Annotated in this window: 16 protein-coding genes; 6 read left to right on the forward strand and 10 right to left on the reverse strand. The window is 38.1% G+C overall.

Going from position 1 to position 13,620, the window contains the following annotated elements:
* Nucleotides 1-5: 5 nt before the first annotated feature.
* Entirely contained in the window at nt 6-1,079 is a 1,074-nt protein-coding gene (locus tag MW688_RS16075) for an N-acetylneuraminate synthase family protein (RefSeq protein ID WP_486737023.1), read from the reverse strand.
* 147 nt (nt 1,080-1,226) lie between these two features.
* Here MW688_RS16075 and MW688_RS16080 point away from each other — a divergent pair, with 147 nt between their 5' ends.
* Entirely contained in the window at nt 1,227-2,003 is a 777-nt protein-coding gene (locus MW688_RS16080; RefSeq protein WP_486737024.1) for a pseudouridine synthase, read from the forward strand.
* Here the strand turns inward: MW688_RS16080 and MW688_RS16085 are convergent.
* Nucleotides 1,939-2,184, reverse strand: coding sequence for a neutral zinc metallopeptidase (locus MW688_RS16085; RefSeq protein WP_486737040.1), 246 nt, complete (start codon nt 2,182-2,184; stop codon nt 1,939-1,941). The two genes, MW688_RS16080 and MW688_RS16085, sit on opposite strands and share 65 nt — an antisense overlap.
* 2 nt (nt 2,185-2,186) lie before the next feature.
* Here MW688_RS16085 and tadA point away from each other — a divergent pair, with 2 nt between their 5' ends.
* The 3 genes from tadA to MW688_RS16100 all read left to right on the forward strand — a co-directional run bounded on the left by tadA (nt 2,187) and on the right by MW688_RS16100 (nt 3,748).
* Entirely contained in the window at nt 2,187-2,687 is a 501-nt protein-coding gene (gene tadA / locus MW688_RS16090; RefSeq protein WP_486737025.1) for a tRNA adenosine(34) deaminase TadA, read from the forward strand.
* 100 nt (nt 2,688-2,787) lie between these two features.
* Nucleotides 2,788-3,327: a YqhA family protein gene (locus MW688_RS16095; RefSeq protein ID WP_486737026.1), complete on the forward strand. Its 540-nt coding sequence runs from the start codon at nt 2,788-2,790 to the stop codon at nt 3,325-3,327.
* Nucleotides 3,328-3,457: 130 nt separating this feature from the next.
* Nucleotides 3,458-3,748: a cupin domain-containing protein gene (locus MW688_RS16100; RefSeq protein WP_486737027.1), complete on the forward strand. Its 291-nt coding sequence runs from the start codon at nt 3,458-3,460 to the stop codon at nt 3,746-3,748.
* A gap of 93 nt (nt 3,749-3,841) precedes the next feature.
* Here the strand turns inward: MW688_RS16100 and MW688_RS16105 are convergent, their stop codons facing one another.
* The 3 genes from MW688_RS16105 to MW688_RS16115 form a co-directional block, all read right to left on the reverse strand.
* Nucleotides 3,842-6,157, reverse strand: a complete 2,316-nt coding sequence (locus MW688_RS16105) for an endonuclease (protein WP_486737028.1) — start codon at nt 6,155-6,157, stop codon at nt 3,842-3,844.
* 513 nt (nt 6,158-6,670) lie between these two features.
* Entirely contained in the window at nt 6,671-7,432 is a 762-nt protein-coding gene (locus MW688_RS16110) for a GUN4 N-terminal ARM-like repeat domain-containing protein (RefSeq protein WP_486737029.1), read from the reverse strand.
* Between the two features lie 49 nt (nt 7,433-7,481).
* The gene (locus MW688_RS16115; RefSeq protein WP_486737030.1) at nt 7,482-7,955 is read right to left on the reverse strand and encodes an adenylyltransferase/cytidyltransferase family protein; all 474 of its coding nucleotides are present in this window, start codon (nt 7,953-7,955) and stop codon (nt 7,482-7,484) included.
* Nucleotides 7,956-8,048: 93 nt separating this feature from the next.
* On the opposite strand from MW688_RS16115, the gene MW688_RS16120 reads away from it, so the two are divergent.
* Nucleotides 8,049-9,260, forward strand: a complete 1,212-nt coding sequence (locus MW688_RS16120) for a M20 family metallopeptidase (RefSeq protein ID WP_486737031.1) — start codon at nt 8,049-8,051, stop codon at nt 9,258-9,260.
* Here MW688_RS16120 and MW688_RS16125 read toward each other — a convergent pair.
* The 4 genes from MW688_RS16125 to kaiB all read right to left on the reverse strand — a co-directional run bounded on the left by MW688_RS16125 (nt 9,257) and on the right by kaiB (nt 12,891).
* A complete protein-coding gene (locus MW688_RS16125; protein ID WP_486737032.1) occupies nt 9,257-10,222 on the reverse strand; it encodes a transposase in 966 nt (321 codons plus the stop codon). The two genes, MW688_RS16120 and MW688_RS16125, sit on opposite strands and share 4 nt — an antisense overlap.
* A gap of 222 nt (nt 10,223-10,444) precedes the next feature.
* Complete coding sequence (gene tsaE / locus MW688_RS16130; RefSeq protein WP_486737033.1) at nt 10,445-10,912, reverse strand: tRNA (adenosine(37)-N6)-threonylcarbamoyltransferase complex ATPase subunit type 1 TsaE; 468 nt, start codon at nt 10,910-10,912, stop codon at nt 10,445-10,447.
* A gap of 15 nt (nt 10,913-10,927) precedes the next feature.
* On the reverse strand, nt 10,928-12,484 hold the full coding sequence (gene kaiC / locus MW688_RS16135; protein ID WP_486737034.1) for a circadian clock protein KaiC: 1,557 nt from the start codon (nt 12,482-12,484) through the stop codon (nt 10,928-10,930).
* Between the two features lie 92 nt (nt 12,485-12,576).
* Nucleotides 12,577-12,891 (reverse strand): circadian clock protein KaiB, encoded by a 315-nt coding sequence (kaiB, locus tag MW688_RS16140; protein ID WP_486737035.1) that lies wholly within the window; start codon nt 12,889-12,891, stop codon nt 12,577-12,579.
* A gap of 1 nt (nt 12,892) precedes the next feature.
* On the opposite strand from kaiB, the gene MW688_RS16145 reads away from it, so the two are divergent.
* Nucleotides 12,893-13,090: a hypothetical protein gene (locus MW688_RS16145; RefSeq protein WP_486737036.1), complete on the forward strand. Its 198-nt coding sequence runs from the start codon at nt 12,893-12,895 to the stop codon at nt 13,088-13,090.
* Nucleotides 13,091-13,241: 151 nt separating this feature from the next.
* Here MW688_RS16145 and MW688_RS16150 read toward each other — a convergent pair.
* Nucleotides 13,242-13,620, reverse strand: a 379-nt coding sequence (locus MW688_RS16150) for a hypothetical protein (protein WP_486737037.1), incomplete at its 5' end; no start/stop codon positions are given.

A 13,620-nucleotide genomic window follows, 5' to 3' on the forward strand; every position in this document is an offset into this window, starting at 1 on the left:
TTGCTTCAAGATGCTGTCAGAGGAGTAGAAGTAGTCAAGCTTGACCAACTGAAGGCTTCATCGGCTGCCAAGGGACTACTTAATACTTTACCAAGAATATTCTCTAACTCGTAGGGAGGAATACCATCTCCTGGAGACTTAATAGCGATATCACTACTACTTAACACCTTCCCTGCTGGTAAGTTTCTGGCTGCCACTAATTTTTTGCCCATTTTCATCAATGCTGGACGTTCACTCAAATAAACTTTTTTCTCTCCATCCCCTAAAGCTTGACGAGTTCTGCGTAAATCTCTTACCATCTTTCTTAAGCCTGTTGGTTCCAAGGAGAAGGGATGATCTGTTCCTTTGAAGGCACGATTTAGGGTAAAGTGTTTTTCAATCACTCTTGATCCTAACACATAAGCTGCTACTGCCATAGCTATACCATTATCATGACTTGATAGTCCAATATTAATATCTGGGAACATTTCTCTGTAAGTTTGAATAACTCTTAAATCTAGTTCTTCAAAATCAGCAGGATAACTAGCCGTACATTGCAATATACATAGCTTTTGATTAATCGGCATAATCGCTTCGTAGGCCCTTTTCACATCTTCGATTGTAGCAGCACCAGTACTTATAATCATCGGCTTGTTTAACTTAGCCACATATTTTAGCAGAGGAATATTTTTTAAATCTCCTGAAGCCATCTTATACATGGGCATTTCTAATTCTGCGAGAAAATCTGCACTAGCAAAATCAAAAGCTGTAGCAAAAAAGGTAATTCCTAGCTCTTTAGAGTATTTTTGCAGTTCTAGATACTCTGATTTGCCGAATTCTAAAAATTCCCGATGTTCTCCGTACGTAGTACCAAAACTATTTTCATGTTCATAGGGTTTGTCAAAAGCTGCTTTAGTGTAAAGATTTTGATTATCTCGTTTTTGTAGTTTTACTCCGTGGGCGCCGCATTCTTTAGCCACTCGAAACATTTCTTTACACTTATCCACATTACCCTGGTGATTATTGCCAATTTCAGCAATTACATAACAATCACTGAGATCATGAACTTCTACTCCATCTAGATTCAGATATCTATTCATGTTATTTATTTTTCTCCTCAAACCACATAGCTATTATTATCGCTCTTTCCATTGGTTTACCACTAACTAGCTCAAATTGCAAGATTTTTTGCTACCAAAGTATAAGATAATAATATGCTCAAACTTCTATATTAAACCAAATAGCTAATGTCAGAAAGAGTACAAAAAATTCTTGCTCAGTGGGGAGTTGCTTCCCGTAGACAAGCAGAAAAAATGATTTTAGAGCAACGAGTTAAACTTAATGGCCAAATAGTAGAAATAGGGGCCAAAGCTGATCTCAATCAGGATATTTTAGAGGTAGATGGTCATCCCCTTCAAGTTTCAGCACGCCCTCCCCTCGTCTATTTACTCCTCAATAAACCCTTAGGAGTGGTTTCTACCTGTGATGATCCCCGTCAACGGGCCACAGTTTTAGACTTGTTACCCCCTAATCTGCGTACTCATCAAGGTATTCACCCAGTAGGGAGACTAGATTTTAACTCCACGGGAGCATTACTCTTAACAAATGATGGGGATTTTACCCTTAAATTAACTCATCCTCGTTATTTATGTGCAAAAACCTATCGAGTTTGGTTAAAAGGAAACCCCCCAGAAGAAGTTTTACAAACCTGGGCAAAAGGAGTCTGGTTAGAGGATAAAAAAACATTACCAGCACAGGTGAAATTGCTCAAGAGAACTAAACAGGGTACCTTAATAGAGGTTAAGCTTCGAGAAGGTAGAAATCGTCAAATTCGCCGAGTTGCAGAACAATTAGGCTTTCCTGTTTCTAAATTACATCGCCTGAGTATTGGATCTATTTTCCTAACTCATCCTGTTAAACTCAACCCCGGCGAATATCGTCAACTAACTCCTGAAGAAGTTAAGGGTTTGCTGTGTCAAAAGTATTACAATCATTCAGATAACCCCGACGTAAACCCTGTTTAAACCATTTTACCCTTTGGGCAGAAGTGCCATGAGTAAATGATTCGGGAACTACATAACCTTGAGCTTCTCTTTGTAAACGGTCGTCTCCAATACTACTAGCAGCGTTAAGAGCCTCTTCGATATCACCTCTTTCTAAGATTTGTCGCGATCGCTCCGCATGGTAGGCCCAAATCCCTATTATTTATGTTTCCTGAATTTCTCAAAAATTTTGACCAGCAAAAATACTTAAATCATCTTAAATGGCAAGATTATGCCTTAAGTTTAGCAGCAGAAGCCTTAAAAGTAGGAGAAGTGCCCGTGGGCGCAGTCATAGTCGATGACCAAGACAATTTGATTGCCCAAGGTGTTAACCGTAAACAAAGAACTAATGATCCCACTGCCCACGCTGAAATAATCGCTCTGCGTCAAGCTAGTCGCCAATTAAATAGCTGGCGTTTAGAAAATTGTACTCTATATGTGACTTTAGAACCTTGTCCTATGTGTGCTGGGGCGATTATCCAAAGTCGTCTTGGTTTACTGGTTTATGGAGTAGATGACCCCAAGACAGGAGCAATCCGTACCGCTTTAAATCTTCCTGATAGTCACGCTTCTAATCATCGTCTCCAAGTTTTAGCCGGAGTGAGAGAAATTCCTTGTCGAGAGCAATTGACCGCTTGGTTTAAGCAACAAAGAATGAAGCAGTGAATTAATTGCTGAAGCCCTAGGCAATGATAATCTAGAAGATATCGAATTTACATAAGAATGATGGCGATCGCCATAACCAACTTTGATGAGAAAATAAGTTATGAATGTAAAAAATGAAGATGACCTAAAGTCTAAAAAAAAATTGCCAGTAGCTTTAAAAACCCTTTCTCTCATAAGATGGATTAGCGCAATTCCAGTTGTGGCTTCTCTAGCCGCTTCATTACTAATGCTATTATTGGGGATAAAAGAAACCATCACCGCCTTTGCGATCGCTTTTCAAAGAGCCACAAACACTATGCCTATAGGTGTGACTGAAGAAGCCACTCTGCGACTACTAGAAGCCTTAGATGATTTTCTCATTGGTTTGGCGTTTATCTCTTTTGCCTATGGTATTTATGTACTGTTTATTAACTTTAAAGAAGAAATTGTAGAGATTCCCCAGTGGTTGAAAATTAAAAATCTTGGTTCAATTAAAAAGAGTTTACTAGAATTACTGCTAGTTCTTTTGACAGTGGTATTTGTCAAACGCATCTTAGAAGCCGCAACTATTAGTGATATTCAATGGAAAGTTATGATAATTCCCCTATCAATTCTGGCAATTGCTTTGAGTACGCGATTTATATCTGAAGGAGAATCCTAGTTAATGAGTAACTTAAAAATATATAGAGTTATAAAAGAGGAAATTATATTACCTTTAAGATGTTTGTGACCATTCAAAGCAAATTAATTTATGCTTAAAAATGTACCTAAACTAAATCGAAGTATAATTTATGGCTAGGCAAAAAACCACAGAAATTCAAATAGAAAAGCAACCTAGTACTGCCAAACTAGAACAACTAGCGGTTTTCAATTGGCCAATTTGGTCCAAAGAAGTATCAGAATTTCCTTGGACTTATGATAGTACCGAAACTTGCTATATCTTGGCTGGAGAAGTAACTGTAACTACTGATGCTGGAGAAACAGTTACTCTAAGTAAAGGTGATTTAGTTACTTTTCCGGCGGGTTTATCTTGTACTTGGAAGATTACTTCTGATATCAGAAAACATTATAGCTTCGGCTAGACCAATTTTTTATGTATGGCATTTAGTCCAAAAAACAGCGATCGCCAAAATTTTAAGGCGATCGCTTTTATTGTATAGCCTAGATTTATCTATCTATCTACAATAGGTTCTCGATGCCAAAGTAGGATCAAGGACAAAAGGATTTTGATTACCTTGGACCTTCTCAATAGCTTGACTGCGATTTACATCTATGGCATCAGCGGGGTCTAAGAGATGCCACTCACACAGATGCTCTCTTTGTCCTTCAAAAAAGCCCCTTTCAGCTTGATTGGGATAGATGGTATAGAAGTAAAACATGGCTCTTGCTACGTCACCCTTTTTGTTTTCTTGAGGTTCAAAGCGATCGCCGTTACACTCACTATACTCATCAATAAAGCTAGTTGGTACTGTTGTTTGTTTATCCCCATCACGATACCAACTTCGAGTTTGGCTGTCGATAATTTCATCAAAAGGATTATTACTTCGACAACTATTAACTTCAACACGGGCTGGGAAAAGAATATGTAAATCACTTTTAGCCATACCTGTAGCACCTTGACTTTGGGGCCAAACATGCTCTGCATTAATACCCTTACCGTCAAGAAAAGCCTGTTGCCGTGGTGACTCAGACAAATTAGGATTAACTCTTACTTCATAGTTGGTATAGATACCACTAACTATTCCATTGAAGTTATCAATTTGACCATAGAGTAAGTCTCTAGCTTGTCTATATCCTAGAGTCTCTCCACGATATTGTTGATTGAGGTTATTGATTAATTCCTCTCCCTCTTCTCCCGGTAAGATATTGATAAATATACCATTGGAGTCCTCTGGTATGGTTAAATCAGTATCATCTAAATCATCTGGGGGTGTTATATCAGGATTGGTGGGGGTAGAGAAAATAATTGCTTCTCCTTCAGTAGTAGCAAGATATGTAACTACATCAACCACTTCACCAGCAGAATTAATTAATTCTACAGTATCACCACTATTATTAAGAGCCATGGGTTGGCCGTTGCGACGGAATTCTATTCTTTGCTGAGGCTGCAAAGTGCCAAAGAGAGACCAAATAGCTGAGGCGCGATCGCGTAGTACCCAACCATCAAGGTTAACAGTAGTGTCACCGAAGTTAGTTATTGTTACGGTTTCGCTTTCTAATTCTGTTTCGCTACCTCCTACAGGATTAGGAAATAGTTGTGTAATTTTCACTCCATCGTTACCGGGAACAATTATTGAACCATCACCACTATCTCCACCCCCTGAAGTGTTCTCTCCTCGGGGGAAGGTCAAGGTAGCAAGTACTGGACGATGGTCGCTATCACCTAGAGGATCATTTTCACAGAAATTACTTATATTCTTAAAGGCAATATCAGATGTACCCGTCCAATTACTAGCATTACTGCCACCAATAAAAACAAAGTCAAGGATACTGTTAAAACAAGGTAAAAAACAACCTGTACCTTCAGGAGGACAGGTACCATCAGCTAAACAGGAAGGTCTAATCCAGGTAATAACTGGAGAACTAGTAAAAATTTCAAAAGCTTCGTTTCCTTCTTCGATAGAACCACGGCAACTAGAGCTACGACGTATAGTAGTATCTACACTATAATCCATATTAAAATCGCCTAGGGCGATTACAGGTAGAGACTCTTCCTCAATCCATCTACGTAAATTTCTTGCTTGTTGATTACGGAGGTTTGTATCGCCACGATTAAAGTGATTAGCTACAGCTAGTAACTCAGTGCCGTCGTCTTGTAAGCGAAAGTGAGCTACCAGAGGAGGACGGCTACCGCCTACTTCTATAGTTAATTCTCTAGCTGGTTCAACTAATTCTAAGCGCTTAGTGTTGTAGAGTATAGCTAATAGGTCATCACTACCACTACCTCCTGTCCCTAAAATATATTCAAATTCTGATCCCGGATAAGTTGCTGCTTGTCTATAGACTTCTGCTGCATTATCGTCAGGAACTTCTGAAAGTCCCCAAATATCTGGACCTGCTAGACTACTTATATTACGACCTACTACTTCAGGAATTGTTTCTTGCAAGCGATCATCAGGACGTGGGGATTCTACATTATAGGTAGCTACTTCTAGAGAATTAGTAGTTTGTGCCAATGCCTGGTTACTGCCAAAAACACTAAATAGAACTGTCCCTACAAGAGTTATAACTAGAATAATGGAACTGATTTTATTCATATTACTATCATTTCTTTGCTCTTTACTATTTATTACATTCTGATAGTATACTTCGGGAGTGTAATAAAAAAAGATAGAAGTTACTACAGTGCCGATCGCCACAGATATTTCTGGTGGAATTTTCACCTTTGTAGTTGTTTCTATCAACCAAATTACAATAGTTGCTACTGCACCAGCTAACCCTCCAGAAGCCAGTTTACGGGTTCCGGCTTGGGGTTTTTGATTAGGTTCCACGGTTTATTCTTCCTAATTTCAATGTAAGTATTATGAAACTTAATTAGTATCTTTTAGAACTATATCACAGCTACAAATTTCTTTCATACGTATGTAACAATCTTTTACTTAGTAAAGATTGGAAAATAAGCAAGATCTAATCCCACCACAGGCAGGTTGCGATCGCCCTTTTGAGTAATGAGTTTTGAAGTAATAAGTAATGAGTAAATACCCTCATCAATGCTGCTATCCTTTATCAACATCTTTCTTAACACAAAACTTGACAAAAACCGTAACTTGTGTATTTGTGCTTTTTTAGATTTTGTTTAAGAAAATAATGTATAGCAATATACATTGAATCAGAAAATTAAGTAATTTTACTTAAAATTTCTCTCCCTGCTCCCTGCTCCGGTGCTCCCCTGCCCCCCTATCCCTTGCTATACAAGGGTTTCATCGTTCCTTATCAAGGATAGCTTTGTAAGGGGGATGCGCGGGGGATCTAGCTAAATTTTTTGCACCTAAAGCATGAATCTTTTATTTTTCCTGCCAAACAGGATGGGCAAACAAAGAGTCGATAACTCTAACTCCTCTGATTTGATTTAACAAAGGTAAATGACCGACAGGCGCCGTTAAATCCCAAGTAAAACCATTGGGATAGCGAGTCCATTCATTGCCATTTTTCCAGCCTATTTTTGGCCAAAGTTTAACAAAATCTCGACCAACAGAAAGCCAAATTTTTCTTTGGACTCCAAAGCCAAATTTACCTTCACTAAATATCCACCATAACTGATCTAAGATACGTAAATCACTGAGGGGAAACTGTTGTACTTCCGTAAAGTATACCCACTTTCTTGCTACAGCAGCTTCACCGGCTATTTCACACATTTTTTGTCGAGTGAGAGTATCTGCGGCTTGAAAGTTTCCCTTGATAAGTAGCTGTTGTAATTCTTGATAGTCGATGTTACTTTCTGATGAGAGGGAAATAATGCCTTGGGGAAAATAAGTTGATAGTAATGCCTTTGCTTCTGGTGTATCAAGATTGACTAAAGATTGATAAATTTTGCCAGTTACTGGATTGGCTGTGATTGATTGATTCTGGGTAATCTGTTCCCCTTGCGGATGAGTGCATTCCGCGGTCAAAAAATCTGTTAATATTGACCAACCTTCGGCGCCGCCATTAAGCAACTGAGGAATCAACAAAAGTTGTGTTTTGGTAGACTCCTGTGCCAAGTTGTTAGTCAAGGGTGTGGGATTTTGACTTTGATCTGAAAATGAGACGGTATTAGTATCGCTCATGAAATAATTGTAAAATATTACTACTAAAGATTTGATGAATTGCAGGTTATTAAGCTGTTTCTGTTAAAATTCGCTTAATAATTGCCGTAGTAGAAGTGGGAATTTCTACTTCGACTAGTTTAATTTTACCCCCATAGGTTTGCACAATTGGTACTTCTGGTAAAGTTGATAGATTATAATCTCCACCTTTAGCATAAATTTCTGGTTGGAGAGCGCTAATTAGTTTATTGGCGGTGGTTTCTGAAAAAATTACTACGGCGTCTACTACTTCTAGAGAAGCGATAATTTCTGCCCTTTGGTCAGCAGGAATAATTGGCCGTTTGGGTAAGTTAGGGGGAGCTGGTTTGAGTTTGGCTACAGATTCATCACTATTTATCCCCACAATCAAACTTTTTCCCAAAGATTTGGCAACTTTTAGGTATCGTACGTGACCCACGTGTAAAAGGTCAAAACAACCATTGGTAAAAACTAAGGGGCGCCAATCACTAGGAGATAGAGTAATTGCTTTGCTTAGGGTTTCCAATTGAAAAATTTTTCTTTGGGAATACATAACTTTATTTCAATATTTTTAAGTAAATTTTTATAAAATGGAAGAGCATATCTTACTTATAAAAATATGGTTTTTTCAATAGCCGAGAATCCTCAAGCTAATTTATCACAAATTCGTCTAGAAATTAGAAGTTTACAACCCTCATTAGTACAATGGCGACGTCAACTGCATCAAAGACCTGAATTAGGCTTCCAAGAACATCTTACCTCTCAGTTTGTGGCAAAAAAGCTCACAGAGTGGGGAATAGAACATCAAACTCAAATTGCTAAAACTGGGATAGTCGCTACTATTACGGGAGCAAAACCAGGCCCTGTATTAGCTTTTCGTGCTGATATGGATGCTTTACCTATTCAAGAACAAAACCAGGTAGAATATCGCTCTCTACACGATGGTATAATGCACGCCTGTGGACATGATGGACATACAGCGATCGCCCTTGGTACCGCTTACTATCTCTCTCAACACCGTCATAATTTAGCAGGAACCATCAAAATCATCTTTCAACCCGCAGAAGAAGGCTTAGGCGGTGCTGAACCTATGATTGAAGCGGGTGTTCTCCTTAATCCTCAAGTAGATGCCATTATTGGCTTACATTTGTGGAATCGTCTTCCCCTAGGCACTGTCGGAGTGCGTAGTGGTGCGATGATGGCCGCTGTAGAATGTTTTGAATGTACTATCCTCGGAAGGGGTGGCCATGGTGCCATGCCAGAACAAACCATAGATTCTGTCCTGGTTGGTGCTCAAATTGTTAATGCTTTACAAACAATTGTCTCTAGAAATGTTAACCCGATTGATAGTGCGGTTTTAACTGTGGGAGAATTTCATGCAGGACAAGCACACAATGTGATCGCTGATACGGCAAAACTGAGCGGTACAGTGCGCTATTTTAACCCCGCCTACGAAGGTTTCTTCTCCCAGAGAATGGAGGCTATTATTAAAGGGATTTGTCAAGCCCATGGTGCCCAGTATGACCTAAATTACTGGCGTTTATATCCTCCCGTGATTAACGATCAAGCGATCGCTGCACTAGTTAACTCCGTGGCCCTCGATGTAGTAGAAACACCTATAGGTGTTGCTCCTGAATGTCAAACTATGGGAGGAGAAGATATGTCTTTCTTTTTACAAGAAGTACCTGGTTGTTATTTCTTTTTAGGTTCAGCGAATCCTAGTAAAGACTTGGCCTATCCTCATCATCATCCTCGTTTTGACTTTGATGAAACTGCTTTAGCGATGGGAGTGGAAATGTTTGTCCGTTGTGCAGAAAAATTCACTTCTTAACAAGAATAAATTTGACCATCGATTAAGAGGCGAGTAATTCCCTTTGCCTTGAGATAGATACATGTTTTTTTGAACAAGATACTATCGGGTACTTTAATTACTCGCTGAGAACGATTAGAAAAACGACGTGCTACTTTTTGATTATCAAAAATGGGCAGAGTGACGTGCTCTATCTCTTCTTCTGGAATACTACCTAAATCGGCAAATTCCTGAAGAGGACGGGTTATTAATTCTCCAAAGCGATCAATAACCACATAACAAACTTTCGGCAAATAAGCTTCTGCCAAAGGTATAATCTCTACTTCTTCACAGTGCTCAAAATTACCTAAAACATGCGGTTGCACTTCACTTGTATTTTCTTCCCATTCATCATCATCTATGTCATCAACATAGTAATCGTCGTCTAAGTTATCTAAATCTTCCCCAAGCATTTCTTTTATAGTAATCATCTCAACTAAATTTTCCGCTTTTTCTGGGGTAGTTTCAGGTCTCTTAGTATCTAGTATGGGTTTATCGAAAGAATTTTTAACCTTGGAGGTAGGAGTATCGTCAGTAGATACGGCTGGAGGGGGGATATTTTCGGGATTTTCCGATTTAGGTTCTGATTCTACTTCTGATTGTACTTCTGGTTTTATTTCTGGTTTTATTTCTGGTTTTATTTCTGGTTTTATTTCTACCGTAGGAATATCTTTGTCAAAGTCCTTTTCACTTTCAGAGAATTTACTTTCCTGAGAAGATTCTGATGCTTTTGGAGTAGTCTTAGAGGAATTGCGAGAAGCTAAACGTTTGTATTGAATTAAGCTTTCGTATTCCTCTGGTGAAAAAGAACTTTTCAAAAATCTACTTATAGTAGAATTACTAACCTTATAGCGCTGAGCTAAAGTAGCGCTGGTTTCTGAAGTGTTTCGATAAAGTTCAATAATTTCTTTTTGGTCAGAATCAGAGAGTTTTTTGGGACTCATGATTAATTTATTGTAAATACAAAGAGGACAAGAGAAAAAGATATTCGCTGATAATGTAACGATTATTTCAATTCCTTTCTATATTTAATATAGCAATTTCCAAGCAAGTCAGGTAAATTTTAATTCTCCGTTACCTATTCTCCATTTTTTCACACTGAAAATCTTATAGCAATTCCCCTGAGTCGTGAGATAGAGAGGTTATCTAAAATCTCTTCCCCTATTTTAGCATCTAAAATTAAGCCTCTCTTCATCTATTTTGAAATCGCCAAACTGTTCAATACTTACCCTCCGGCTTGAATTAGTATCTATTTTTAATTTAATCCTGAGATAATTATCCGGTAAATAAGTTAATAATTCTGCCCATTCAATTACCGTGAGACCTGGAGTTACTTCTATACCTTCCCAGTAAGTTTCTGGATATATCTGTTCAACCTCTTGTGATTGTAACCTATATAAATCTAAATGATAAAGAGGCATATCTCCCGACAGATATTCATTAATTAATGTAAAAGTTGGACTAACTATCATTTCAGATATATTTAGTCCAATTCCCATACCCTGCACTAGAGTAGTTTTACCTGCACCTAATTCTCCTTCAAGCAGCACTACACTATTACTCGGCAAAAGTTTAGCTAAACAAATACCTAATTTTTGGGTAGTGGCTGCTTCCGGTAAAATTAACTCTTTCATAGACGACAAATAAACTTACTCATCATTAGACTTATCACGAACACCTTGAACTATACGCGATAACTCTGTTTTCTCATCTACGGTAATTTTACTAGGAGAACCACTAATAATTCCCTCATAATTACGAAAAGAATCTTTAATCTCAGGTCCACCTTCACTAATAGTATATTCTCGAATGCCTTTATCATGCCAAGACCCACGCATTTTGAAAACATTAAGGGCTCTAGACATTTCCCCACGAATTTCTACATATTGAAGCATAATAATAGTATCAGTAATAGTAGAAATATGAGATTCTGTAATTGAATGGGCTCCCATAAATTGGTCAGTTGTATTAGTGAAAAAACCTGTTATTTCTTCCTGTTTAGCGTAACCTGTTACCCCAATCACAAACTGTCTAAAAGCATTGTTAGTCACTCCTCTAGCCATTGCCGAAAGGGAATCTATCGCAATTCTTGAGGGTTTAAATTCTGCAATCTCAGATTTAATCATTTGTAGATGGTCTTCTAAACCTGCTGATTCGGGATAACAACATATCAACTTGAGTAAACCTTTTTTCTCCATTTCTTCAAAGTTTATACCCCAAGAATAGGCATTACGAGATAATTGCGCTCTTGATTCTTCATAGGCGAATAAAATGGCCCTTTCTTGTTGAGTACAACCTTCTTGTAAAAATTTACTCACTAGGAGAGTTTTTCCCGTTCCGGTGGCACCTGTAGCTAAAATAATAGAATCTTTGAAGAAACCTCCACCACACATCTCATCTAAGGTTTTAATACCGGAAGAAATCCGTACATTAGAAGAACGCTGAGTTAGTCGCATTGCCCCTAGAGGGAAGATATTAATACCATCTTTGGTAATTGTAAAGGGATATTCTCCCTTCATGTGAGTTGTACCCCTTAGTTTTAAAATCTCCGCCGTCCGGCGCCGACGTTCTCCCTCTAATACATTACGAACAATCACCACATTATCGGAAACAAATTCTTCTACACCATAACGGGCTACTAAACCATATTCCTCTATCCTTTCTGTGGTCATAATTGAAGTAACGCCTAGTTGTTTTAATCTAGCTACTAGACGAAAAATTTCTCTTCTGACTACTGAGGCAGGATCGTACTGTTGAAAGACTGCTGTTACTGAATCGATTGATACTAGTCTCGCTTTATACTTACGAATGGCGTATTGTATTCTCTCTATCAAAGCAGATAAGTCAAAATTTCCCACCACTTCTTGACCTTCTGGGTCTGGAGAAGCATCTAAAATAAATAATTTACCCTCTTCAATGAGTTGTTCTAAGTTCCAACCAAAACTCCAGGCATTCTGAATGATATCTTGAGGAGATTCTTCAAAAGTAACAAATAGCCCTGGATAATCAAAGTATTTAATTCCATGATAGAGAAACTGAATGGCAAACAATGTTTTTCCAGTCCCAGAAGTACCACTAATTAAGGTAGTTCTACCCACGGGCATTCCACCATGACTAATTTCATCAAAGCCTTCAATCATGGTTCGGAGCTTGCGGACTCCTTTGCTAACTATTTCTTCTTGTTGTCCATTATTGGGTTGATTCATCTGGTGATTATACAAAAGGTGAGAATATATATTGATTTATTAAAAATTTATTGACTTATACTTGTTGACTTATTTAGATAAGAAATATATTTCTACATCTGAAAGTCTCTTTCACTAATTTCTTCATAGAGAAGATCTAAGCCAATTAAAACTCTCTCTCTATCAGAGAGGTCGCCGATGATTTTACGCACTGGAGGTGGTAAAATTTTGGCTAATGTAGGTGTGGCTAAAATTTTATCTTCCTCAGCAAGTTGAGGATTTTTGAGAACATCAATCACTTTAAGGGCGTAAACCCCTTGGAATTCCTGTTCTAAAATATTTTTGAGCATTTTGAGTGCTCTTACTGAGTTAGGAGTATTACCAGCCACGTAAAGTTTTAACACATAAGTTTTTTTAAATGCACTCATCTTGAGTTGTTGTCTAATTTCAACGACTAGTAAGCTAGAACTTTGCTCTGTTGATAACTATCTCAGTATAGTCTATCTGTTGTTAGTTGACCAAAAAAATGATTATCAAGATAAATCCTACACCATAACCTTGATTTGGTGTAGGACTAGTTTATCTCCAGAAGGTGATTTTGTGGCGATCGCTTTTTGCTGCTTTTGAAAAATAAGGTTCGTAGTTGGACTTTAGTCCAAAACATCTAGAAAATACTCCAGGTTATTATGTGGACTTTAAAGATTGATTGGGCTAAAGCCCTACTACAAACTCTATAAGTTGGTTTGGTAGATATCTCATATCTCGCTCATTATTCAGGTTATTCAACTATTTCTGGCAAAGTTTTTACTGGAGGTGGTTGAGTTTTAGTAGTTGGTAACTCGAAGGTTGTATCTAACTCTTCTAGTTCTACTTCTTTACTTGGCAACTCGAAGATTGTCTCCAAGTCTTCTGGTTCTACTTCTTTACTTGGCAACTCGAAGATTGTCTCCAACTCTTCTGGTTCTACTTCTTTACTTGGCAACTCGAAGATTGTCTCCAACTCTTCTGGTTCTACTTCTGTAGTTGGTACTTCGGGGGTTGTCTCCAACTCTTTTGGTTCTACTTCTGTAGTTGGTACTTCTGGGGTTGTCTCCAACTCTTCTGGTTCTACTTCTGTAGTTGGTACTTCTGGGGTTGTCTCCAACTCTTCTGGTTCT

This window comes from Johannesbaptistia floridana, assembly GCF_057440575.1.

What these genes read in the sequence shown, in the direction of transcription:
- MW688_RS16075 (WP_486737023.1), bottom strand. Translation starts at nt 1,079, where the DNA reads ATGAATAGATATCTGAATCTAGATGGAGTAGAAGTTCATGATCTCAGT.
- MW688_RS16080 (WP_486737024.1), top strand. Translation starts at nt 1,227, where the DNA reads ATGTCAGAAAGAGTACAAAAAATTCTTGCTCAGTGGGGAGTTGCTTCC.
- tadA (WP_486737025.1), top strand. Translation starts at nt 2,187, where the DNA reads ATGTTTCCTGAATTTCTCAAAAATTTTGACCAGCAAAAATACTTAAAT.
- MW688_RS16095 (WP_486737026.1), top strand. Translation starts at nt 2,788, where the DNA reads ATGAATGTAAAAAATGAAGATGACCTAAAGTCTAAAAAAAAATTGCCA.
- MW688_RS16100 (WP_486737027.1), top strand. Translation starts at nt 3,458, where the DNA reads ATGGCTAGGCAAAAAACCACAGAAATTCAAATAGAAAAGCAACCTAGT.
- MW688_RS16110 (WP_486737029.1), bottom strand. Translation starts at nt 7,432, where the DNA reads ATGAGCGATACTAATACCGTCTCATTTTCAGATCAAAGTCAAAATCCC.
- MW688_RS16120 (WP_486737031.1), top strand. Translation starts at nt 8,049, where the DNA reads ATGGTTTTTTCAATAGCCGAGAATCCTCAAGCTAATTTATCACAAATT.
- MW688_RS16125 (WP_486737032.1), bottom strand. Translation starts at nt 10,222, where the DNA reads ATGAGTCCCAAAAAACTCTCTGATTCTGACCAAAAAGAAATTATTGAA.
- tsaE (WP_486737033.1), bottom strand. Translation starts at nt 10,912, where the DNA reads ATGAAAGAGTTAATTTTACCGGAAGCAGCCACTACCCAAAAATTAGGT.
- kaiC (WP_486737034.1), bottom strand. Translation starts at nt 12,484, where the DNA reads ATGAATCAACCCAATAATGGACAACAAGAAGAAATAGTTAGCAAAGGA.
- kaiB (WP_486737035.1), bottom strand. Translation starts at nt 12,891, where the DNA reads ATGAGTGCATTTAAAAAAACTTATGTGTTAAAACTTTACGTGGCTGGT.